Source organism: Caldicellulosiruptor morganii (assembly GCF_026810225.1).
Taxonomy (GTDB): Bacteria; Bacillota; Thermoanaerobacteria; order Caldicellulosiruptorales; family Caldicellulosiruptoraceae; genus Caldicellulosiruptor; species Caldicellulosiruptor morganii.
Window position 1 is genome coordinate 1,187,708 of the sequence record NZ_CP113865.1, and the last position, 22,463, is coordinate 1,210,170.

General features: G+C 32.7%; 23 protein-coding genes and 3 pseudogenes. 18 read left to right on the plus strand and 8 right to left on the minus strand.

Annotated features, from left to right (window positions below):
- Positions 1-52 precede the first annotated feature (52 nt).
- From uxaC to OTK00_RS05775, 4 genes and pseudogenes are all read left to right on the plus strand, one after another.
- Positions 53-1,447, plus strand: a complete 1,395-nt coding sequence (gene uxaC / locus OTK00_RS05760) for a glucuronate isomerase (RefSeq protein ID WP_045169441.1) — start codon at positions 53-55, stop codon at positions 1,445-1,447.
- A 203-nt stretch (positions 1,448-1,650) separates the two neighbouring features.
- A complete protein-coding gene (locus OTK00_RS05765) occupies positions 1,651-1,899 on the plus strand; it encodes a DUF6364 family protein (RefSeq protein WP_045169442.1) in 249 nt (82 codons plus the stop codon).
- Complete coding sequence (locus OTK00_RS05770) at positions 1,886-2,326, plus strand: PIN domain-containing protein (protein WP_045169443.1); 441 nt, start codon at positions 1,886-1,888, stop codon at positions 2,324-2,326. Before OTK00_RS05765 ends, OTK00_RS05770 begins: the two co-directional genes overlap by 14 nt.
- Before the next feature lie 634 nt (positions 2,327-2,960).
- Positions 2,961-3,263 (plus strand): annotated as a pseudogene (locus OTK00_RS05775) (cysteine peptidase family C39 domain-containing protein); the annotation flags it as partial.
- Between the two features lie 129 nt (positions 3,264-3,392).
- On the opposite strand, the pseudogene OTK00_RS05780 reads toward OTK00_RS05775, so the two are convergent.
- A pseudogene (locus OTK00_RS05780) lies at positions 3,393-3,737 on the minus strand (transposase); the annotation flags it as partial.
- Between the two features lie 94 nt (positions 3,738-3,831).
- Here OTK00_RS05780 and OTK00_RS05785 point away from each other — a divergent pair.
- From OTK00_RS05785 to OTK00_RS05805, 5 genes are all read left to right on the plus strand, one after another.
- The gene (locus tag OTK00_RS05785) at positions 3,832-4,872 is read left to right on the plus strand and encodes a BtrH N-terminal domain-containing protein (RefSeq protein WP_045169445.1); all 1,041 of its coding nucleotides are present in this window, start codon (positions 3,832-3,834) and stop codon (positions 4,870-4,872) included.
- 64 nt (positions 4,873-4,936) lie between these two features.
- Positions 4,937-5,071, plus strand: coding sequence for a hypothetical protein (locus tag OTK00_RS05790; RefSeq protein ID WP_268760838.1), 135 nt, complete (start codon positions 4,937-4,939; stop codon positions 5,069-5,071).
- Positions 5,072-5,200: 129 nt separating this feature from the next.
- Positions 5,201-5,887 carry an ABC transporter ATP-binding protein gene (locus OTK00_RS05795; protein WP_045169446.1) on the plus strand — a complete coding sequence of 229 codons (687 nt, stop codon included), beginning with the start codon at positions 5,201-5,203 and terminating at the stop codon, positions 5,885-5,887.
- Between the two features lie 18 nt (positions 5,888-5,905).
- Positions 5,906-7,132 (plus strand): ABC transporter permease, encoded by a 1,227-nt coding sequence (locus tag OTK00_RS05800; RefSeq protein WP_045169447.1) that lies wholly within the window; start codon positions 5,906-5,908, stop codon positions 7,130-7,132.
- Positions 7,133-7,153: 21 nt separating this feature from the next.
- A complete protein-coding gene (locus OTK00_RS05805) occupies positions 7,154-7,951 on the plus strand; it encodes a radical SAM protein (RefSeq protein WP_052670885.1) in 798 nt (265 codons plus the stop codon).
- Positions 7,952-8,095: 144 nt separating this feature from the next.
- Here OTK00_RS05805 and OTK00_RS05810 read toward each other — a convergent pair whose 3' ends face one another.
- From OTK00_RS05810 to OTK00_RS05825, 4 genes are all read right to left on the minus strand, one after another.
- Entirely contained in the window at positions 8,096-9,103 is a 1,008-nt protein-coding gene (locus OTK00_RS05810) for a transposase (RefSeq protein WP_268760763.1), read from the minus strand.
- A complete protein-coding gene (locus OTK00_RS05815) occupies positions 9,100-9,663 on the minus strand; it encodes a transposase (RefSeq protein ID WP_241765460.1) in 564 nt (187 codons plus the stop codon). The genes OTK00_RS05810 and OTK00_RS05815 overlap by 4 nt, the downstream gene beginning before the upstream one ends.
- 253 nt (positions 9,664-9,916) lie before the next feature.
- On the minus strand, positions 9,917-11,305 hold the full coding sequence (locus OTK00_RS05820) for a hypothetical protein (protein ID WP_108720985.1): 1,389 nt from the start codon (positions 11,303-11,305) through the stop codon (positions 9,917-9,919).
- 170 nt (positions 11,306-11,475) lie between these two features.
- Complete coding sequence (locus OTK00_RS05825) at positions 11,476-12,339, minus strand: hypothetical protein (RefSeq protein ID WP_045169449.1); 864 nt, start codon at positions 12,337-12,339, stop codon at positions 11,476-11,478.
- A gap of 507 nt (positions 12,340-12,846) precedes the next feature.
- Between OTK00_RS05825 and OTK00_RS05830 the strand changes: the two genes are divergently transcribed.
- The gene (locus tag OTK00_RS05830) at positions 12,847-14,091 is read left to right on the plus strand and encodes an IS110 family RNA-guided transposase (protein ID WP_045169450.1); all 1,245 of its coding nucleotides are present in this window, start codon (positions 12,847-12,849) and stop codon (positions 14,089-14,091) included.
- A 164-nt stretch (positions 14,092-14,255) separates the two neighbouring features.
- Here OTK00_RS05830 and OTK00_RS05835 read toward each other — a convergent pair whose 3' ends face one another.
- On the minus strand, positions 14,256-15,221 hold the full coding sequence (locus OTK00_RS05835; RefSeq protein ID WP_045169451.1) for a S8 family peptidase: 966 nt from the start codon (positions 15,219-15,221) through the stop codon (positions 14,256-14,258).
- Positions 15,222-15,535: 314 nt separating this feature from the next.
- Between OTK00_RS05835 and OTK00_RS05840 the strand changes: the two genes are divergently transcribed.
- The gene (locus tag OTK00_RS05840) at positions 15,536-16,201 is read left to right on the plus strand and encodes a hypothetical protein (RefSeq protein ID WP_045169452.1); all 666 of its coding nucleotides are present in this window, start codon (positions 15,536-15,538) and stop codon (positions 16,199-16,201) included.
- 191 nt (positions 16,202-16,392) lie between these two features.
- On the opposite strand, the gene istB is transcribed toward OTK00_RS05840, so the two are convergent.
- Complete coding sequence (istB, locus tag OTK00_RS05845; protein WP_045169453.1) at positions 16,393-17,157, minus strand: IS21-like element ISCbe3 family helper ATPase IstB; 765 nt, start codon at positions 17,155-17,157, stop codon at positions 16,393-16,395.
- A 20-nt stretch (positions 17,158-17,177) separates the two neighbouring features.
- Complete coding sequence (istA, locus tag OTK00_RS05850; RefSeq protein ID WP_045169454.1) at positions 17,178-18,380, minus strand: IS21 family transposase; 1,203 nt, start codon at positions 18,378-18,380, stop codon at positions 17,178-17,180.
- Positions 18,381-18,482: 102 nt separating this feature from the next.
- On the opposite strand from istA, the pseudogene OTK00_RS05855 reads away from it, so the two are divergent.
- The 7 genes and pseudogenes from OTK00_RS05855 to OTK00_RS05885 form a co-directional block, all read left to right on the plus strand.
- Positions 18,483-18,893: pseudogene (locus tag OTK00_RS05855) on the plus strand (ATP-binding cassette domain-containing protein); the annotation flags it as partial.
- Positions 18,890-20,290: an HlyD family efflux transporter periplasmic adaptor subunit gene (locus OTK00_RS05860; protein ID WP_045169456.1), complete on the plus strand. Its 1,401-nt coding sequence runs from the start codon at positions 18,890-18,892 to the stop codon at positions 20,288-20,290. The pseudogene OTK00_RS05855 and the gene OTK00_RS05860, both read left to right, overlap by 4 nt.
- Before the next feature lie 90 nt (positions 20,291-20,380).
- Entirely contained in the window at positions 20,381-20,641 is a 261-nt protein-coding gene (locus tag OTK00_RS05865; protein ID WP_045169457.1) for a hypothetical protein, read from the plus strand.
- 86 nt (positions 20,642-20,727) lie between these two features.
- Positions 20,728-20,970, plus strand: coding sequence for a hypothetical protein (locus OTK00_RS05870; RefSeq protein ID WP_013431706.1), 243 nt, complete (start codon positions 20,728-20,730; stop codon positions 20,968-20,970).
- Positions 20,971-21,081: 111 nt separating this feature from the next.
- Complete coding sequence (locus tag OTK00_RS05875; protein ID WP_268760840.1) at positions 21,082-21,294, plus strand: hypothetical protein; 213 nt, start codon at positions 21,082-21,084, stop codon at positions 21,292-21,294.
- Positions 21,295-21,934: 640 nt separating this feature from the next.
- Positions 21,935-22,147, plus strand: coding sequence for a hypothetical protein (locus tag OTK00_RS05880; RefSeq protein ID WP_013431708.1), 213 nt, complete (start codon positions 21,935-21,937; stop codon positions 22,145-22,147).
- Between the two features lie 25 nt (positions 22,148-22,172).
- Entirely contained in the window at positions 22,173-22,373 is a 201-nt protein-coding gene (locus tag OTK00_RS05885) for a hypothetical protein (RefSeq protein WP_013431709.1), read from the plus strand.
- Positions 22,374-22,463 lie beyond the last annotated feature (90 nt).

Below are 22,463 nucleotides of genomic sequence, written 5' to 3' on the forward strand. Positions count from 1 at the left end.
GTTGAATCTTTTGGAAATTATGTTGAAACAAGTTTCAAGGAGGTTTGGAAAGATGAAAAGATTTATTGATGAGGATTTCCTCTTGAGTAACCAGACCGCCAAAGTGCTGTACGAAAAATATGCAAAGGATATGCCAATCATTGATTTTCACTGTCATTTAAATCCAAAGGAAATTTATGAAAACAAGAGGTTTAAAAACATAACAGAGCTTTGGCTTGGAGGGGACCATTACAAGTGGAGGCTTATGAGAGCAAATGGCATTGAAGAAAAGTATATAACAGGTAGCGCAGATGACTATGAAAAGTTCTTGGCATGGGCAAAGACCATTCCAATGGCAATAGGAAACCCAATTTATCATTGGACACATTTAGAACTCAAAAGATACTTTGGAATAGATGATATATTAAATGAAAAATCTGCACCTATCATTTGGGAAAAGGCAAACAAAGTTCTCAAAGAGCTTGGTGCAAGAGATATAATTTTGAAGTCCAATGTGGAAGTGATCTGCACAACAGACGACCCTGTTGATACACTTGAGTATCATTTAAAACTGAAAAATGAAAAAGATTTCAATGTAAAAGTTTATCCTACTTTCAGACCTGACAAGGGTGTAAATATAGAAAGAGAAACCTTCATCCCGTGGGTAGAAAAGCTTGGAGAAGTTTATGGTAAGAAGATAGAAAGCTATGATGAGTTTTTAGATGCCTTAAAGTCAAGAGCAGAGTTTTTCCATTCTGTGGGATGTCGTGCTTCTGACCATGCTATGGATGATATGGTTTTTGCCGATGCGTCTTTTGATGAAGCAGCTGATATTTTCAAAAAAGCTTTAAAAGGTGAGAAACTTACAGAAATTGAAGTTGCAAAATATAAAACGTATACATTGAGATTCTTAGGGAAAGTTTATTCAAGTCTTGGCTGGGCAATGCAGCTTCATATAAATGCCCTGAGAAACAACAATACAAGAATGTTCAATATTCTGGGACCTGACACAGGGTATGATTCAATAAACGACGGTCATATAGCCTTTGCACTTGTCAAATTCTTAGATTCATTGGAGAAAGAAGATTCCCTGCCCAAGACAATTCTGTATTCTTTAAATCCAAAAGACAACTATGTTCTTGCAACAATTATGGGATCTTTCCAGGATGGTAGCATTCCTGGCAAAATGCAGCTTGGTGCAGCTTGGTGGTTCAATGATAGCAAAGATGGCAACCTTCAGCAGATGAAAGACCTTGCAAATCTTGGGCTCTTGAGTCGATTTGTCGGAATGGTAACAGACTCTCGAAGCTTTTTGTCATATGCAAGACACGAATATTTTAGAAGACTTCTTTGCAATTTGATTGGCGAGTGGGTAGAAAACGGTGAATATCCATATGATTTGGAGACACTTGGTAGAATAGTTCAAAGCGTGTGTTATTATAATGCAAAAGAATATTTTGGGTTTTAAAAGATAGATGAGGAAGACAAAAGGGTGGAAATTGTATATTCCACCCTATTTTTATACTTCCCTATTACATAAGTTGATTAGTGAATAATACATCACCAATTAGATTTCTTAAATAATACTATCTCCTGTTTCCAATATCGTTAAACTTAATGTTGAATCTCACGTAAACATGTGATACACTATTTTACGTGGAGGTGAATAGTATGTGTAAATATCAGAATATTACTTTGTCTCTTCCTAAGGAACTTATTCAAAAGGTAAAACATATTGCTGTTGAAAGAAACACATCCATTTCTGCGCTGCTTACAAGCTTGTTAGAGGAACTTGTAGATAGAGAAGAATCATATCAAAAAGTCTATTTACAACATCTTAAACTTTTAGAAGAAGGATTTGACCTTGGAACAGGTGGAACAATCACGTGGAGGAGAGAAGATTTATATGAAAGAAAGTAACTATCAATTTGTTGACACAAATATTTTGGTGTATGCTTATGATAAATCTGCAGGGGACAAACACCCAGTAGCTAAACAAATTGTGGAGAAACTTTGGAAAGAAAGAAATGGTGCGCTGAGCACTCAAGTTCTTCAAGAATTTCTTGTTGTTGTTACAAAAAAGGTTAAAAATCCTTTAAGTTTTGATAGCGCTTTTCAAATCATATCAGACTTAAGTTTATGGAAGGTAGTTACAATTGAAGTAAAAGATATTTTAGAAGCTATCAAGCTTTCACAAAGATATAAGATATCTTTTTGGGATGCTTTGATACTTTGCAGCGCTATAAATTTGAGATGTTCGGTAGTATGGAGTGAAGATTTAAATTCTGGTCAGTATTTTGGGAAAATAAAAGTAGTAAATCCTTTTTTGTCTTTAAACACATGGTGAGAAGACATATTTACAATCTATGAATTTTTCAACTGGTGTCTTTTCATTCATTCCTTCCTTTACCATTATGAGGTCTAAAAAATTCCATTTATCTTACCATCTATGAGGGGTGTAAGGATAATTTTGTACATTTAAGATAAACTGTTCTTCCTGATATACCCTTTTTAACTCTATAAACTAAACGAGTTATTCTCTGAAACAGATTATATTTCCTTAGTCGTTCCATTCTTTATTTTTTATCTTCCCTTATATTTTGTCGTAGGTTTTCTCTAAATTAAAATTATAACACAATGGGGCTTTTTTCTTTTGTTGCTATATTTACTCTATATGGTTATTTCTTTTATTAAACAAACTATATATTTTAACTATTTGCAGATTTAGCCTTGTTATAAACTCAAGAAAATTGAAGAAATTTTAAGCTATTTAAAGAAAAGAGTATTCTGAGCTCAAAATTTAGCTGAAAATGGACAAAAAAAAAAAAAAAAAAACGGGATTGACAGTGTGAAAATGTATAAGATAAAATTTGCATAGAAATTCCAAGAAGAAGTTTACAGAAAAAATAGTTTGAGAATAAAATGCTCTAAATAAGAGAATAAAGAAACTAAGAGACTAAAGAATCAAGTGGGATGAAGAAATGAGAAGGAGATACTATTGTGTAAAGCAGCATGATATAACAGATTGTGCGGCAGCGACTTTAGCAACAATTTGCCTGCAGTATGGAAAAGAAGTATCAATAGCCAGAATAAGAGAGATGGCAGGGACAGACAGGTTTGGCACCACAGCATATGGAGTTGTAAAAGCAGCAGAAAAGCTTGGATTTGAAGCAAAAGCAGTCAGAGCAGAAACTAAGGAGGCAATATTTGAGAAAATACCACTTCCGTGTATAGCACATGTACTGATAGATGGCAAGCTATTTCATTATGTTGTAATACATGAGCATTCTTGTAATGAACGAAAATGAGTGAAAATGAAGTAAAATGAGATTTGCAAGAAGGAGGTACCTCCTGGTAAAATACGGCAGGTAAGTTGTACAACTTACAACAAAACACAACAAAAAAGGTATCCTCAGAGAACTTTCAGAGGAACCGTTGACGACTAAAGACATAAGTAGGTCGGTGTGTGAACTATCAACTCTTTTATAATAACGGTCAGGTAGGATGGAAGGTCAAAAGTTACTAGAGCGTGTACGAAGGATAGAGATTTCCAGACTGCCAATAGGTGTTGCAAGTTTTCTGTCGTAAAAACCATTACATTTGTCGTTTTCGTTTTTAGCAAGGTAAACAGCCTTTTCTGAGAGCATAAAGCAATCAAGCAAGTTTTCTGAGAGTTGTTTTAGAGCTGGATGGTTAGGATCATCTTTAGAGCAATATATATTTAGTACTTGCTCTACAGGAAAAGGTAATATACCAATCTAAAATAATCCAAGAAAAATTTAACAGAAGTTTAACGTTTATTTAATTCTAATTTAACACTGAAGAGGTATACTATTACTACAGGTGATAAAAATGAAAATAATTTCAGATATAAAACCAAAAAGAGGTTCATTGGTTGACTGTAGAATTCAAAGCTTTTGTGATATGGTAGGATACTACAAAAAGAGTTTTATATTACCATATTATTGTTTTGGAATTGGGGAAGGTTTGGCATTTTGCTACTGGCAGGAAAGAAGAACAAAGATACCTTTAATTGTTATGATAGGGAGAAAAATTGATGTAGAAAGGATTTTCACAAGAAAAATCGGATTAAAGTTAAGCGTATTTTACCCTAATAAATATAATGCAGCCGATAACAATCAAGATTTGATTAATCTGATTGACAACGATATTCCAGTAATAGCAGATGTTGATAGATTTTATTTGGATTATATCAATGAACTATATGGAAAAAAACATTTTGGATTACATTCAGTATTGGTAGTGGGATATCGCATAAAAGATGAGGTAGAGTTTGCGTTGTATGATTTTGTTTCTGAAAATTTAATTTGGTATCCGTCGAACAAACTGTATTTGGCACGAATATCTAATTGGCAACCATTTGCACCAAAGGGGAGAATTTATACCATGAGTATTAGTAATGAAGTTACACGCTTATATGATGAAAAGCTCATTAGAGATGCTATAGTTTCAAACTGTAAAAGTTTGTTAACTCCAAATGCCACTTCGGGTGTCTTGGCAATGAAACTTTTAGGTGAAGAGATAAAAAAGCTAAGAACATATGCAAACATACAAAAAAATAATCATTTAATCAATTTACAACTAAGGATGATAAACTTATATTTAAGGGAGTATGAACCTACGCAAACTTTTTACAGAATGATATATGCCTACTTTTTGAAAGAAGCAAGCCAAGTTGGAAACTTAAGTATTCTTGAAGAATTTGCTTGCGAGTTTGAAGAAATTGCAAGTAAATGGAAAAAACTTTCTGAAAATTTAGAAATCAAGACAAGATTAGAAGAAAAATTATATATTTGCGGCGAAGAGTTAATAAAGTTATCTGTCTTAGAAGAAAGTGTTTTAAAAAGATTGCAAAATGCATTAATAAATTAAAAGTTGTTTGCAAGCAGGGAGATCATATCCCTAGAGATTCAAAAGAAGAAAGGAGGAGCCCAAAATGATAGAGAAGAACTTTTTAGAGGAATTGAAAGAAGTATTAGAAACTCAGGATTTGGATTTAAGCGAGATAGAGACACTAGAAGAAATTGTGACCCCTGCTTCAGGTTGTGGCTGTGGCGGACTTTGTAGATAATTAACACAGGCTAAAAAAGGGATATGGTCCCCCCTGCTTTAAATATTTAATAAAGTATTTATAACTTCAGAAAGAGGCATATAAAATCTTTTTGAAGTGCAATTTTGATAAAAGGAGGACAAAATTTTTATGCAAAAAAGTATAATTTTATTATCAAACATTTCTAAAAGCTATAAAGATGGTGATAAACAAAATATAATACTTTCAAAAACAAGTTTTGCTATTTCCAAAGGTGAATTTGTTGCCATGGTAGGGAGGTCTGGATTAGGAAAGTCAACATTTTTGAGAATAATAGGAACTATAGAGAAGCCAGATGAAGGACAGGTTATAATAGATGGAACTGATATATCGAATTTAAATGATAAGGAACTTACAACAATAAGAAGAAAAAAAATAGGTTTTGTATTTCAACAATTTTATCTGATTAACAGATTTTCGGTTAAAGAAAATTTAGAACTCCCATTGTTTTTTTCTGGAGTATCTAAAAAGGAAAGATTAGCAAGAGTGAAAAGAATATTAGAAATAGTTGGGTTAGCTTATAAAGAATTAGACTCAAAAGTATTTTTCTTAAGTGGTGGTGAAAAGCAACGTCTAGCAATTGGTAGGGCTTTGATAAATGAGCCATTGATTTTGCTTGCTGATGAACCGACAGGAAATTTAGATGAAGCTAATGAAGAGCAGATATTATCTATCTTTGAGAATATCAATAAAGAACTTCAAACCACAATAGTTGTGGTTACACATAATGAAAAGGTGGCAAAGAGAGCACAGAAAGTAATTACTATATCAAACAAAAAAATAGTTCAGGTGAGATAAGGAGGAAAGCAACAATCTATGAGTTCAATAGTTGAGTACATAAAGTTTTCTCTGTCGAGCATAAAGAACAACAAAATAAGATTTGTACTGAGCATGTTTAACATAACCTTGGGAGTATTTTTGGTCACGGTTATAATTATTATGGCAGGAAGTTTCAAGGATAAAATGTATACAGAAATGAAGGTTTCTGATGAAAAAGTCATAAGCATAGTGCAAGGCAGGCCTGAAAGCCGAGCAAGTTATTATTATAGTTATCCTATTTTTGATGATTCTCATATAGACATGATAAAAAAAATCTCAAGTTTGAAAAATGTTGTCGGGGTAAAAGTGTGGTCGCCTGATAGCATTACGGCTGTAAATAGTAAAGGTCAGAGAAAAAGCGTCTTTACTCGTATTATAGGAACGAAAAAACTCTTTTTAGACAATTTAGGTGCAATTATAGAGCATGGACGAATTTTTAAAAAAGGCAACGAAGTGGTTATAGGTGCAAAGATAGCAGAAATAGGGAGTATTCAAGTTGGCGATAAGATTGAAATTGAAGACAGCAACAGAAAGTATATATTTACAGTATGTGGTATTCTCAAACTGCAAAAGCCACAGATGTTTTCAGATACCCCTGATTTGATCAATTTTATGATAGCAGCACCTGTTGATATAGATGCATTTAGCAATAAAAAGTATGGGATGATAAGTGCAAAAGTCAATAGTATCAATTTTCTAGAAAGTACATGTAAAGAAATAGAAAGAATACTGAATAGCGACAATTTAATAAAGAGTGAGTTAAAAGGATGGGGTTTGAGTGTTATTGCAGTGTCAAGAATGGACGTTCTCAAAGCAATTAATAACTGGTTTAGGTATATATATTTCTTTATACTAGTTGTAATTATAATGGTATCTTTAATTTCTGTAGCTAACATTACAAACACAATGATTACAACAGTATATGAAAGGTATCAAGAAATAGGAATTATGAAAGTTGTCGGTGCATCAAATTTACAAATAGCTGCATTTTATATTTTTGAATGTGCCATTATTGGAATTTTAGGAACATTTATAGGGTTAATTCCAGGAATCTTGCTGTCAAGATTACTAGTTTATATAATTAAGTGGAATTATATTACTGACAATACGCTGCTATTTATAACCTGTACTGTGATGGGACTAATTTCCCCACTGTTAGCAGGCTATTTAGCTTCGCGAAAAGCAGTGAAATTGCAGCTAATAAATGCTTTGTACAAAGAATAAGCACAGGGAGGACAGAAGTTTATGAGTGTTCATATTTATAACCTAGACGATAAGTATATTTTGTTTAATCATGAACAGTTAAAATACTTTTTGCTTCCACCAAAGCTTGGAGAGCAGTTGTTAAAGCTTGACGAGAATGAGAAAGAGAGATTGATAAGCAGTTTAAAAGAAAATTTTTACTTCAATGGGAGTAATGAAATTACTCAGGAAGAAAAAGAAGATGATGTTTGTTCTAGGTTAATATTAGTGATATCGCAAGCATGTAATCTTAGTTGTTCTTATTGTTACGCTCACGGAGGTTCATACGGCAAACAGAGTGGAAACTTTTTTATGGATTTTGAAACAGCAAAAAATTCAGTTGTTTTCTTTACAAAAACTTTTGCCAAGGGTATAAAGTCAATTCAGTTTTTTGGTGGAGAGCCACTACTTAATTTAGATTTAATTGAAAGATTGTGTTATTGGGTCAACGAATACTATTCATCTATTGGATTAAATACACCAAAATTTTCTATTTCGACAAATGGAACATTAATAAATGAAAAAGCAATAGAACTTTTTAACAGTTATAATATAGGGGTAACAGTAAGTCTTGATGGAGATAAAGGTATCAATGATGAGCATAGAAAATACAAAAATGTTAAAAGAAGTGTTCATGAAGACGTTGTAAAAATAATTAACCTTATGAACAAGATAAGAAATTTTAAATTAGGCATAGAAATGACAGTTACAAATAAGCATATAGAAAACTTTAAAGATAATCCAGATTTTGCATTGGGGTTGGTAAAACATTTTCACAATTTAAAAATGATTCTAGTGTAAAAACTCAATTTTAGAATCTGCCTTTCTGTACTTTGAAAATTTATTCAGGTAAATTGTGGTAATTTATGCCTGTGATAACAAAAATCCAGTCTAAAATCTGCCGAGAAAAACTTATGTATTACCTTTATAATACGTTATTACCATTTATTGCACCAATACGGGCGCACTTCCCCCCTGCCTCTCTCCAATAGCTTTTTTAGCTCGTTCCAACATGTATCTTGCAAAACGCTTAAAATTCTGGGCCAATACCTTTAAACCTACGTTTACTCTACATTTTACAAGTCCCCTTACTCGAAGTTTCGAAAGACCATGACCCCTCTTCAAGGCTGAATTAGTACCTTCTATTGCTGCTCTTTTGCTCTTGTTTCCCTCACACCTGCATTCTATCTTTTCCCGTTGTTTGGCTGCTTCTATCGATTTTAGATTTACCCTCACCACATAATCTTTTTTTTGCTCTTTGCAATAACATTGATTTTTTAATTCACACTTTGCACAGGCTTCTTTTGGAAAATGGGCTACCGTCTGCCCTTTCTTAACACTTGCATGAATGGGTATTATTCCCCTTGGGCATTTTTTTATCACTTTCGTCTCTTCATCTATTTCATATTCGCTCACTGACATCCTAACAGGCTTCCTACCGTTTAAATCAGTAAAATGAACTTCTACACAGTTCTCTTTTGCAATTTGTACTACTTCTTTGGAGTAATAACCACCGTCTACATAGACTTCTTGACATTTTGTATTCTGTTTTATAATAGGTAGTCTCTCTTTTAAAAGCTCTACATCACTCTTTATATTCTTTTCTACCGTATAGTCTGTTATGAGCTGAAAAGAATTTTCTTTTGCACAGGTTTCGCTAAGGTTTAAAACATATCCGCTTTCAGCTTTGTTCCCCTTCTTGCGATAAGTAGCATCCTCATCATATGCTGACTGAAGAGAATCGCTGGGTATACTTTTGCTATCTTTGGCCTTGAGCTTCTTGGTTTGTTCGTCGTAGTACGCCTGTTCCGACAAAAATCTTTCAAGGATCCTATACGCATCGGAGTTTTTTAGTTCAGAAATGTTTTCAATTGTTTCTTTTGTTTCTTGGCAAAGATTCAAGAGCATTTCCAGCCTGCTTTCGCCTTCTGAAGGCTTGGTTTTGTGTATCACTTCTGTCCTAAATTCAGGGTTGAGAACTTTTTTAGGTTCTCTGAAAGTCTGTCTTCAGGAATGGATTTTACTGCCCTGTAAAGTACATCAAAGGCAAGGGCAACTCTTCCTGCTTTTTTGATGTTTGACATGAACATGGTGGAGTCTATCCGCTGTTCTTTCATGCATATACCTGCTTCTTTGGCAAAAATCATGGTAAGATTTAAAAACTGCCCGAATATTAAGTCCTCTTGTTCAGGATGTTTTATGAGGTATTTGTATATCCTTGTTCTAAAGTCATACAAGGTTTTCTCTGAAAGGTTCATACCTCCTAATGTTCTTATTCCTACAGCATAATTTATCAGGTAATTGAAGTTGAAATTTTCGATAAGTTCATCATCAGAGTAGTTTTTAAGGTGTTTTATGTATTCCAAAGAAAGAAGTATGTTAACCGGGAAGTTAGCCCTTCCTGTATCACTGTATAAAACTGAAAAGGGTTTTTCATCGATGTTGCAGAACACGTATTTATAAAATATGGGAGCCCATGATTTTTCAAGTTTAGCCTTTATCCTTGAATCCATGAAGTTAACACTTTCAAATAATGATTGTTGGAGATGGTTGTTATTTTCTCTAAACAAGTACAACACCCCATTTGTCGTAATTTTTGCTCCTTTGATTCTAACATAATTCTATAAAAATTTGTACTACATATATTTTTATGTTTATTTATTCAATTCTAATTTTATATTTATACTTCTTCATAAAGAAAAAAGGCTTTTTACACCAGAATCAAAATTTATATGATATTAATTGCAAACACATACTAGCTGTCCTTTAGTAAAAATAAAAAAGTGTTTCAGTTTTATCGAAAGGATTTCTAAAAATTAACTCTTTGTATAACATGTGAATGCCATCTAAGGAATAAATAAGTTGTTTGTCAGGGAAACTATAGCATTTATAAGCTAAATGAAGATTGTCGGTATTTGTGTATATATCTTTTTCATCAAAACACATTTTGCAAGTAATCATATAGTTTTCAAAAATATTTATTTTAATAACGTTTTCTTTTTCTTTAAATTCAAAATAATAATCTTTTTTGTCAATGCATTTTCCAATATATAAGATTGAAATTTTAGAACAATATGGACTTATTCTGCTAACTATTACAACATAAAATAAATTTTCATCAATTAATTTTCCATAATCTAATATTCTTTCTTTTACAAAAATTGAGTCACTTATAATTCTTTCATTAAGTCTGCAGATAATTTCTTTTTTTTCGACACCCTTGTTTGAAACCTTTACTTTTATAAGTTCTGACTTATTTTCTGTAGTAAAAGTTTTTATATAAAAATACTCATCATTTTCAAACCACCGACAGTCGGTTAGAATAACAGCTTGAAAATCAGTTTTTTCAAAACAATATTTTTCAAAACTTAAATTACAGTTTGAAATATCTTCTAAAAATTTTTCAAGAGGATAGATTATCATAGTTTGTTTAACAGAAAAATCTGTATGGTCAAAATTTTTGCCTTTCTCTTGTATAGCTTCAAAGATAATATCAAATTTTTCAGAATCACCAATTCTGCCAGTTTCAAATAAAATATATTTTCCACGTAGCAGTGTAGTTTTACTCAAATTAAGCTTTCTTATAATCTTTTCAGAAATATATGAAAGATCATAAATTTTTTCTAATAAAAAATCAAAGAAAAAAAGAAATGATTTTGACTTTCTATAATTAATTGATTTTGTTTGTACTTCTAATGTAAAAATAGAATATCTATCATCTAAAATTTTTGTTTGACAAAAAAATTCATTTTGCCCTGAAAACTTATCAAGTTCAACTAATGAGTTATAAGGTAATTTTATTTCATACAAATTTTCCTCAATGTGATTTAGAACATCTATCTTTAATATAGAAAAAGTGGATAAACTATAATTTATAGATAATCCATAAACAACTTTCTTTAACCTATCAATTCCAATAATATCATCTAATGATGTTTTTAATTTATAATCACTTAACAAATGAAGATATTTATCTTTCTCAAGGGAATATAAAAGTAAGTTTGTAATTTTTGAGTTAGAATTTTCCTCTCTTGTTGCTATAAACAAAGTTTCTTTGTGATATAAGAGCCTTAAGTTGTAATGTTTTTTTAGTGGATTTTCTGATAGTACAATTTGGGGCTCAAACAAGTGTCCCATAAAAGTTATTTTATGCACTTATTGACACCTCACAAAAATAGGTAATATTTTTAATAAAACATTTGATACTCGTGATATTTCGTAATATAGAAAAGGTTAAAATAAGGGGTTACCTACTTTCATTTTAAGATAACCCCTTAGTTTTTATCAAGTTATTTCATTAATTTTATAAGTTTGCAATAAACTAGTTAATTTGGATAAAACATATGCGCAGGGGCATGTTTTGTAGCAGTAAGCATGCCATGATAATGAGGAAAATAAAAAGGACTATTTTGATGTGGAGGATCTTTTTGATATTTACCATGTGTCGATATAGCTAATGTTCGAGCGAGATCCTCTGTTCTGCAAAAAACATTATAATCATATTTTGCTTTTTCTTCATCTCCTTGAAGTTGCAAGACTAGGTCTGCCATTCTCACTCGAATTATTGCTTCTTCTTTACTAATGGCAGGTCCTACAAAGACTTTTCCGAATCTTATAACAGACATATAATAATCATATGTTTGTTTTGTTTTTATTTTGTCTAAAACTTTATTAACTACAACGTAAGTATAACCACCAATCACAATTGCAGATAGTGAAGCTAACAAAATTGCAATTAGAACTTCACTTAATTCTAAAGCAATAGGCAAGGCAATTACAAACTGTGCCGAAACAGTATCAGAATCACCAATATTATACTCCTCTTTTGTTTTTTCATCAATTAGCTTTGCCTTTAAATTTTCACCATCAAAGTATTCTACTTTTACAGAAAAGTTTCTTTCTTCATTTAGACTTGAATTGTCCAAACTTTTATCAAACTTTTTAGTGTTAAGTGGCTTGACTTTTAATTTTATCTCATTTGTATCTTTGTCAAACGTAGCAATATACTTATATCCTTCGTACTCTGCTTCTGCTCTCTTGATTTTTTTATCGGCATCGTAGATTTTTATTTTATCTTTCCAAACATCATATTTTGGTTTTGCAAAGCTGACAGAATTGATAGGCAAAAAGGTTAATATAAAGCTAATACAAACAATGATAGCTAATATTCTCTTCATTTTGTTTTTCATTTTTAACACCCCTCGTATAATATGATTATCAAATCAATCAAAGATTCATATCTCAATTGGTACATTAAATTATTAGTACCAATTGATTACTGGAAATTCATTAAATTAAATTCTCTTCCCTAAACACTCACTTCTTAAAAATTGAATATTAAAATTGACTGCTACAGCTTAAATTTGCCCTTTATCTTTGGTAAACTAAAATCAGAAAAAAGTTAAGCCTGATTTTAGTTTGTTGGATATTTTTGGCTCACCCCTGCTGGACGTGCTTTGATAACTGCACGCCACAGCTTGTGAGAGACTGAACCCCAAAGGATTACATGAGTAATGTTTACTCGTTTGCTGTGCACGGTCAGTTTACCACATCTGATTTGAGCATATCAGATGTGTGCACCCTGTAAACTGCTCCGTAGCTCTAATATCGGCGAGGCTGCTATTGTCATGTAATCCCCAGGGATAAAGGGCTTAACTCTTTTTCTTACCACTACTTGCAAAAAGGAGGTCTTTCAATTGCCAAACACTTTAATTGTGGGCATTGATATAAGTAGTCAGTCAAATTCCATCTTCTTCGTCGATGATGCCGGAAACCACTTAATCAAAAAACCTTTTTCTTTGCCAAACGATCAACAAGGGGCTAACGAATTAATCCAAAGAGTTATCAATTGCCTCAATCAGTACAATCTATCCTTTGTCAAGTTTGGCATGGAAGCTACTTCACATTACACATGGCACCTTCACCTTCATCTTGCTTCTTCTTCTGAACTACTACCTTACAAACCAACCTTCTACGTACTTAACCCAAGCATCGTCAAAGGATTTAAGAAAATCTACACTTTCTTGCCTAAAACAGATAATATCGATGCCATCATTATTGCTGAATGTGTCAGGTTCAGTAAACTAAATCCAACACCTTTACCTGACTTCAAATATGCTGCGCTGCAACGTCTTACCAGAATGCGCTACCACCTTGTTCATAATCTAACTCGCGAAAAAAACAGAGCTCTCAATCTCATATACCTTAAATTCTCTACTTACTCTCAAGACTGTCCATTTTCAGATATCTTTGGTAAAGCATCTGTTGCTATCATCGAAAACTTTACCCCAGATGACATTGCCTCCATGCCATTAGAAGACTTAATCAAATTTGTATCTCACAACGGCAATAACAGATTGTCAGATGTCAATAAAATCGCTGAAATACTTAAAACCGCTGCAAATCGTGCTTTCCGTTTACATCCCTTGTTGGCTGAAGCTAACGACTTAGCTCTTTCTATGACACTTGAAAACATTAGATTTATGCAAGAACAACTTAAAAAGCTCGACAAAGAAATCTCTAAACTTCTTAAAGCTTTCTCCCAAACCTTGACCACTATCCCTGGCATAGGAGATGTCCTTGCAGCCGGCATCATCGCTGAAATCGGTGATATCAAGCGCTTCAAAAATGAAGCTGCTTTAGCTAAATACTCTGGCCTGGTTTGGACCCAATATCAGTCAGGCAATTTCAATGCCCAAGATGTCTCATTAGTTAAGTGTGGTAACCAATACCTGAGATACTATCTTGTTGAAGCTGCTAACTGTGTAAGGGTGCACACAGTACGCTACAAAGCTTTCTACAACAAGAAGTTCTCAGAGGTTACCAAGCATCAGCATAAACGTGCCCTCGTCCTCACTGCAAGACGTTTGATTCCTTTGATCTTTGCCATGCTCAGCAAAGGTCAAATATATGAAGAAAGAGGTGATGTTTACAATACTTAGTTAATCTCAAATTTTTAGTTTAATAATCTTCTCTAAACAAGCTGCCAGTTAAATTTTTCCATGCTGAGCGGCTCGGTATTTTATTGTCTTTTTTCGCCTAATAATCTAAAAAATTTTTCTTAAAAACCCTCTTGACATTTTACCGTTTGTCTCCGAATTCTTTTTCATTTGAATCTCAAAAGACCATAACCAAATATATTATCTTTACCTTTTTCACCCAGATCCTTGGATAATTTTATTAGCACGTTATAAATTTTGTCTTTATTAATGCCATATTTAGGATTTAATCCCCACTTTTCTGGTTTGCTTAAAATAAGAGCAATCATTCCTGTTAAGTGGGCAGCAGCAACTGAGTTTCCACTTGAGAGTTTGTAAGTTTTATTTACGCTGGTTGACAAAATATTTTCGCCGTAAGAGCAAAAATCAATTTTTCCCTGGGCAGAAAACTGCGATATTTGATTTTTATAGTTGACAGAAGCAACAGAGATAACTTCGGGATAAGAAGCAGGGAAGCCTGCTTTTCTGCCAAATGAATTTCTCGCCGAAGCAACAATGATTATTCCGTGTTTTGTTGCTTGTTTAGTAATTTTTCGTAGTCTTGAGTTATCAGATGATGTAGAAAAACTCATGTTTACAATGTTAATTTTGTTTTTTATACACCAGTCAAGAGCACGTATTACCGAATCAACTTTTCCTTCAAGTTTTTTATTTAAGATTTTTAAGATGTAGATTTCAGCTTCAGGTGCGATGCCGACAATACCAAAGTTATTATTTTGAGCTGCGATTATACCAGTGATAAAAGTTCCGTGTCCTGTTTCATCCAAGGCAGGTTTATTTGGTTCTATAAAGTTAATAGTTTTGATAATATTTGCATGTTTTAAATCAGGATGATTAAGGTCGATGCCGGAATCCAAAATAGCAATTTTTACGTGTTTGCCTTTGGTAAATTTCCATGTTTTTGTGATACCAAGTTTTTTATAGCTCCAGGGAACAATTTGCTTTTTGGAAGCTTGCAGATGGTTTTGGGAGAAGATTTTCTTATGGATGTAGTTGTTAGCAACAAGTGTTGATATTAATATTACAAAGATAACACCTATTAGTACTAAAAGTTTTTTATGTTTGTGCGACAACTTAGAACCTCCCAGCAAAATAAATAGGATTAAAGTATTTAAGAGGTGTTAAGTATAGCGATAGTCATCAACCCCTTTCAATGGATAAAATAACTATAAATACTTATAACAAAAAAAAAAAAAACGCAATAGGCAAATTAAATAAATTTTTACATCTTCATATAGAAAGTTTAAACAATATAATTGTATTTTTATACTTGGCGTAAAGTTTTTATAGAATTTGAGATGAGAAAAAACTATTCCTCTTAGCAAAGAAGATAGAATAGTATAAAATAATCAAGAAGACAAATGGTAAAATGTAAAGGAGTGGAAATATGAAAATAAAAATATTTTTAATGATTTTGTTTTTTATTCTTTTTGGAGTAATACTTTTCTTTGGTAATGGAGAACCAAAATACTTTATAGTTTTTCTTCTTGCTTTTTTTCCAATTGGTACTTTTTTAATTTTGGCAGGTGCGTATAAATTTCTTATCTTGTTTTTTCAAAAGAAAGGCGATACTCAAAATATTAGTAGAATTAAAAAGTGGGTTGATAAAAATCTAAATTTTATATTAATAATGATTATTTATCATTTTGTTTGTATTTTGATATTCATAATTTATACCTCAGCCGCATGGGATGGTTTATTAAATTCATCTTCCATTGATTCTTTTGTTATATACACACCAATACTAATTTATGAAATTAGAAACAATAGTTTTGTTTTAGTCCTTATATTGTTTTACATTTTTGCTCTTCCGTTTTGGACATCAATCGATATTTACATTTACAGTGTAGGATTTTTGATAACTTTTATTCAATACAAAATAAACATACTTAAGTTTAATACCAAAATGGTAGGGCCATCATCTCCATGGGAATATTGTATAGCAAGTTTTTTGCAATTCGAGTCACCATTAACCATTATAAACACTATTTTGCTCTATCTTTTTACACTAATTTTAACGATGACTATTATTAAATTATCTTTAGCTTGTTGAATAAAACAGATTAACAGAAAAGACAATAAATAGATATATATAAAAAGCCATCCTCCTTAAGGTAAAATTATAGCAAGAGAAGACTAAAAACACGTAACTAAGGAGGATGGCAATGACTAATTTTATTAAAATGTAAATGTCAATATCAAAATGAACAAAAAATCGAAAATAAAAATGTACAAAAAATAAACTTAGTTTTGCTGGTTTGTGTTGCTAAAATATACTGTTTTTGACTGCAATCTGTATGAAGGACCTTTTATGAAAATCACGTAAGAATGATGGAGTAGCCTATCCAAAATTGCATTTGCTATCGTCGCTCCACCAAATATCTCTCCCCATTCAGAGAATACAACATTAGTTGTTATTATTGTACTGCTCTTCTCATATCTGCTCGATATCAGCTGGAAAAATAAATTTGCTCCATCATTGTCTATTGGCAAATAACCTATCTCATCTATTATTAAAACTTTATATTTTGAAAAATGTTTAAGCCTGTATTCTAATCTGTTCTCTAACAGTGCTTTTTTTAGCTGAGCTATTAACTCTTGAAAATGTATAAAATATGTTGAATACCTTCGTTTTGCACACTCTATACCTATTGCTGTGGCTAGATGCGTTTTCCCTACCCCTGGTGTTCCGACAAATAGTATATTTTCATTACCCTCTAAAAATCTTAAACCTATTGAGTCCATTATCTGTTGCTTGTTTATACTTGGCTGAAATGAAAAATCAAAATCTTCTATACCTTTTATAAATGGGAAATTTGCCACCCTCACACATCCTAATATCGCCCTTTCTTCTTTGGCTTTTATCTCTAAATTACTAAGTTCATATAATGCATCTGTCATACTCTTTTCTCCGCTTGCCACTAAATCTAAGTATTTGTCAAGGTTATTTTTTATGTTGTGAAGACCTAACTCTTCTAAGTTGTTAAGTAGTTTCACATAGTTGCTCATTTTTAGATTTTCTCCTTTCTTTAGGTTTTCAACAGATTATCAAATTTCTTTAGGTTCTCCTCACATATCTTGTTAAGCTCTTCTTTTTGACCAACTCTCATTAGCATGAGCTGTTTGTAATCTTCATCGTGATAATTGATACTTTTTTCATCAATAACATGTATCCTTAACAGGTTTGTGTTATAATAAATATAAATTTTGTTTTCCACCTCCTTTACTTGGACTGTCTTTCCTATATATTCGGGTGGAACAGAGTATTTACTTCCCTTGTAGTAAATCAGAGAGTCCTTTTGGACTTTAACTGACTTGTAGGAATTTAGGTAACTCTCTATTAGCCTTTTGTCTGGCAAGGGTTGTAAATACTCTTTTTCTTTTTGAAACAGAAGAGCAGGTGGGACTTGAGTTGTTTGATTTGGCTGCATATTGACCTTTGCGTTTATCTCTTTTATTATCCTTACTAAGTCCTCTTCTGTTTCAAATTCACCCTGATATGGCAGTATCCAATCTATAAACTTGTTTGCTGCTTCAACTTTTCCTTTTGTGTACGAATGTCTTGGTTTGCACAGTTTCACTTCAAACCCAAAGTCTTTTGCAAAACTTTTAAATCTTGAATTTACTTTAATTTTCTCACCTGTTATATCAACAACTGCTGCTGCATTGTCAAATAAAATCTCTTTCGGTACTCCGCCTATATCTTTGAATATTCTTATTAGACTTTCTATTAATTCTTCTTGAGTTTTTGTCCTGTTTATCTCAAAGCAGCAATATCTTGAATAACCTAATTTAAAATCAAGAACATTAATGACAAACTCCTCTCCATTTCTTGAGACAAGCTTCATATTCTCTTTCCAATCAACTTGCGCTTGCTCACCTGGATCTGTCTCAAATCTTGGGTGACCTTTTATTTTCTTCTCTGGCTTTAATCCTTTTTTCTTAACATACTTATTGAAATTTGAGTATGTTCCTATTGTCTCATCTTTTGATTTTAAATACTCATAAACACCCTTGACTGTAACTCCTTTGATAGCAAGCTTTGATTTTATCTCATCATAGTATTTGTCCAATTTACTTGGTTTATTTCTATTCTTAGGTTTTCCTTCATAACCCTCATAATACTTTTTTACTGTTCTTCTGTCTATCCCATATATTCTTGCAAGTTCTGAAAAGTTAGGTTTCATTTTCATCGCCCTTATCATGTTTAAATGTGCTGTTAAGTTCTGCATTTGATATCCCTCCTCACTATGAGAAAGGATATCATATCAATGTATAATTTTGTACATCCTTATATTCCACTTTCAGTACATTTTTATTTTATCATTAACATTATATCAAAACTTCCTTTGAGATATAATACGATGATAGAAGAGAATGGAGCAAATTTGTCAGGTGGGCAGAAGCAGCTTATAGCGATAACCAGGGCACTTTTAAAAAATCCTGAGATAATAATAATGGATGAAGCGACCAGTAACCTTGACACTGTAACCGAGCAGGCGATAGGAAAGGTAATAGAGAAGGTATGTGAGGGGATAACCACTATAATAATAGCGCACAGGCTATCCACTATTTTGAAATGCGACAGGGTTGTGGTAATGCATGAAGGCAGGATAGTAGAAGTGGGGACGCATGAGGAACTCATGGCAAAGAAAGGATATTATTATAACCTGTGGAGAGAGCAACTGATGGGACTTGAGCAAAAAGGACTTTTGGGTTTGGTTGGGAGTGCAGCTGGAGGATGAGAGAGGTAATATATGATTTTGGAGAGCTCAAGGAAAGCAAGCTTTTGTATGAATCAGAGATTCCAAGGTATGGACTTTTTATTACATATATTTTGCTTGCCTTAGTGATAGGACTTGTTTTGTGGAGTGTGGTAGGAAAAATTGATATAAATCTGAAGATTCAAGGGATAATAAGACCTTGGGAAGATGAAGCAAAGGTGATAAGTTATGTTGGAGGGAAGGTAAAAGAGGTTTTTGTAAAAGAAGGTGAATATGTAAAGAAAGGTGAGATTTTATTCAAAATTGATGATTGGGAGTATGTAAAAAAGAAGAATTTTTTGAAACAGCAACTTGGCGAATATGAAAAAAAGATTAATGATTTAAAAGAATTGAGAAATTGTATAGAAAAAGGAGAAAGTCTCAGAAACAAAGATAATGCATACTATTTGAGATATCTGAGCTATATTTATGAGGTAAACAAATTAAGAAAAGCAGCAGATGAAGCAAAAGTGCAAAGAGAGTACAGTTTAAAAGAGTTTAAAAGTCAAATAGAAAGTTTAGATGAAAAAATTAAAAGTATTAATAATTTCGAAAGTGCGTTGAGGAAGATAAAGGGAGTTATCAGCAAAGGGAAGCAAGTTGAGATAGAAAAATACAACATAGAGTATTTAGGATTTATATTGAGTGAGATAGAAGCTTACAATCAACAGGTGAAGACAAAATCGGATGGTAGAAATATACAGAGTAAGATTTTAATATCGAAAATAGATTCAAAGCTTGATGAGCTGAGGCAGTCAAAAAGTGAGTTGATTTTGCAAAAACAGAAAATAGAAGGGCAGCTTGGTGTGCTAAATATTTCAGGTGATGATATAAAAGGAGATATTGAGAAATATAAGCTTGATATGCTGATGCAGATTGATAATGAAATTAGTAATTTAAATAGTGAGATAAAGAACCTGAAGATCAACCTTAATGGGACTGAAAAGTTGATAGAAAACTGTATAGTAAGAGCAGAAAAAGATGGTTATGTGGAATTTAGTAACGAATTGGTCAGAGGATCGGTGGTAAACAGCGGAGAAGAGATTAGCAGAATAGTTGGCAGTCAAGCAAGAGGATTTAAGGTTATTGGGTACATACCAAATACAAAAGGTAGTAGTGTAGAAATAGGCAAGAAGGCAAAAATAAAGATAGCAGGAGCAGATGGGTTAAAAGTATTGGAAGGAAAGGTTAGGAGGGTATCGCAAGATATAAAAATAGCAAGCCAGAGTGGGCAGGGGTTTTATGAGGTTGAGGTAGAGATAAAGGATGTTCCAAAGGACATTAGGCTAAGTGCAGGGCAGGCGTGTGAAATAAGCATAGTGATTGAGCAAAAACAGTTGATTAAGTGGATATTAGAGAAGTTGGGATTGAGGTTATGAGGTGAGGCAACAACCCTTCTATCAGCCGGCTGTGGGGGTTGGGGTATACCAAAAAACTAATATAAAAAGAAAGAGGAGGTTTGAGGTAATATGTATGAGATAGTTAATGAGTTGGAATTTATTGATGCAGGCGGTTTTTGGGGGAATGTACTTATTGGTGCTTGCACAGTTGTAGGAGGTGTTGCAGGGTTCTTTGCTGGAGGTATTGCAGGTGCGGCTGTAGGCACTATAACACTTCCGATAGTTGGAACTGTTTCTGGGGCAAGTGTAGGTGCATGGGTAGGTGCAGGCGCAGGGGCTTTAGCAGGAGCAAGTGCAGGGGCATCGTTAGCGGCATATTGGGGTATTTAATTAATAAATGAAATTTCATACACCGCTAATGCTAAGTCTTGACTGGTACAGGTAGTATGTTATGATTGGAGGTTTAAGATAATTAAATGAATAATAAAGAAGGATTTTTTGTAAAAGTATTTAATATTCAAAACAAAAAACTCCCAAAGATTTCTTTGTATTTTATTATTGCTGTAATTTTTGAATTTGGAGTAGCTCTACCTGTGTATTCATATTTGTCGAAAAAAATAGGAACAATATTACTTATTTTAGTATTGTTAGTATTTGTAGCAATATCAATTTATGGTATTATAAAAATTTTAAAATACCTCTTAAGCAAGAAAAAGTAATTGAGTAGTCATGAAAAAAGCACACATATTTATTGGCTCTTTATCAAGAAAAGGTTTGAGGTATTATGAATGAGGTTATACCATATACAGCCTAAACAATATATAGAAATTATGAACTATGATGTAGATCGGGAAGCTGTAGTAGTTGGTGCAGCTCCTGTTCTTACTACAGGTAGGTTGGACTGGACAGCAGGTTTAGCTTCAATTCCTGTTATGTATATTTTAGGAGCAGGGAGGGCAAGCGAAATTTTAACTGCTGGATTATGTTGTGTAGGGGCAGCAATAGGTGGTGCTGCTATGGGCTCTGGTTTTACTAAGAAATAACTTTAAAGGAATCAGGGGCAGTAGCAAGATTTGGGATGCTGCTGCCCATACAATCAGTATATTTTTTAGGGGTGTGGAAGGGAAATGTATTTCAAAAATATTATAAAAAAGATAAGGATGGCGACGTTTTTGATTTCTTTCATTACAATTTCAGTTTCTATTATGTTTGCAGGAAATTTGCTGTTAACAAAAAAAGGTCTATAATATATCTTTTATTATAAGATTAGCTATTATTTTGTTCCGTTAGTACTAAGAACTATAAGTATTCACTTTCAAAGCAACCTGATGAGGTCAAAGAAAGAATAGTAAAAGGCTTTGTTTGGACACAATCGATTCTGCTTTTATTAGCAATATTGTTAACAAAAATGGGTTTTTTGAAATAATAGTAATACCTATTGCAATTAGAAATGACTATAGAAGGAAAATGTATTGTCCATATATTGATTATTTCAATATTAGCTATATGGTAAATACAACTTTATTTTAACTCTGTTATCTTATGGCGTACGTAGTTTAAAAAACAGTTTATCATATATAATGAATATTTGTTGTGTTAATGGCTTATGGCAACAACCTCTGTTCGCGGCCGCAGGGGGTTGGCATAAAAACAAGTAATAAGAATATAGGAGGGTGGATAATAATGGTTGAAACTTACAAGAAGAATTTGTATGGTATTACCTTTGAAGAATTGGAAGAAGGAGAAATGCAAGAGTTGGTAGGTGGTGGACCGGAAATAACTACAGTGATAGAATCAATTAAAGCAGCAACAGCATTTTCTACGTTAACTTGTGTTGGGTCTGCAGCTGCTAGTTTAATAATTGCTACGGTTATAACTTATATTGTAACAAAATAATAACCACTGAGGAGGAGGATTTTATATGAATTCAACTATAGAAAGTAGAATTGGTATTTGTTTTGAACAGTTAAATGAGGAAGAAATGCTTGAAGCAATGGGTGGGAATCCATGGCTTGGTACTCCTACTACAGCAGCACTTTCAACAACTGTTGCGTGCGGAGTGGTAACTGGTCTTGTCTCGGCTGCTGTGAGTGTAACGGTTGTAATTACTAAAAAATTATAATATAGTTATGTATGGGATGTGCTATACTTTTTGTTGGGAGAGTTATCTTTCGTAAACGGATAACTCTCCCGATTATTTTGGTAATAGAAC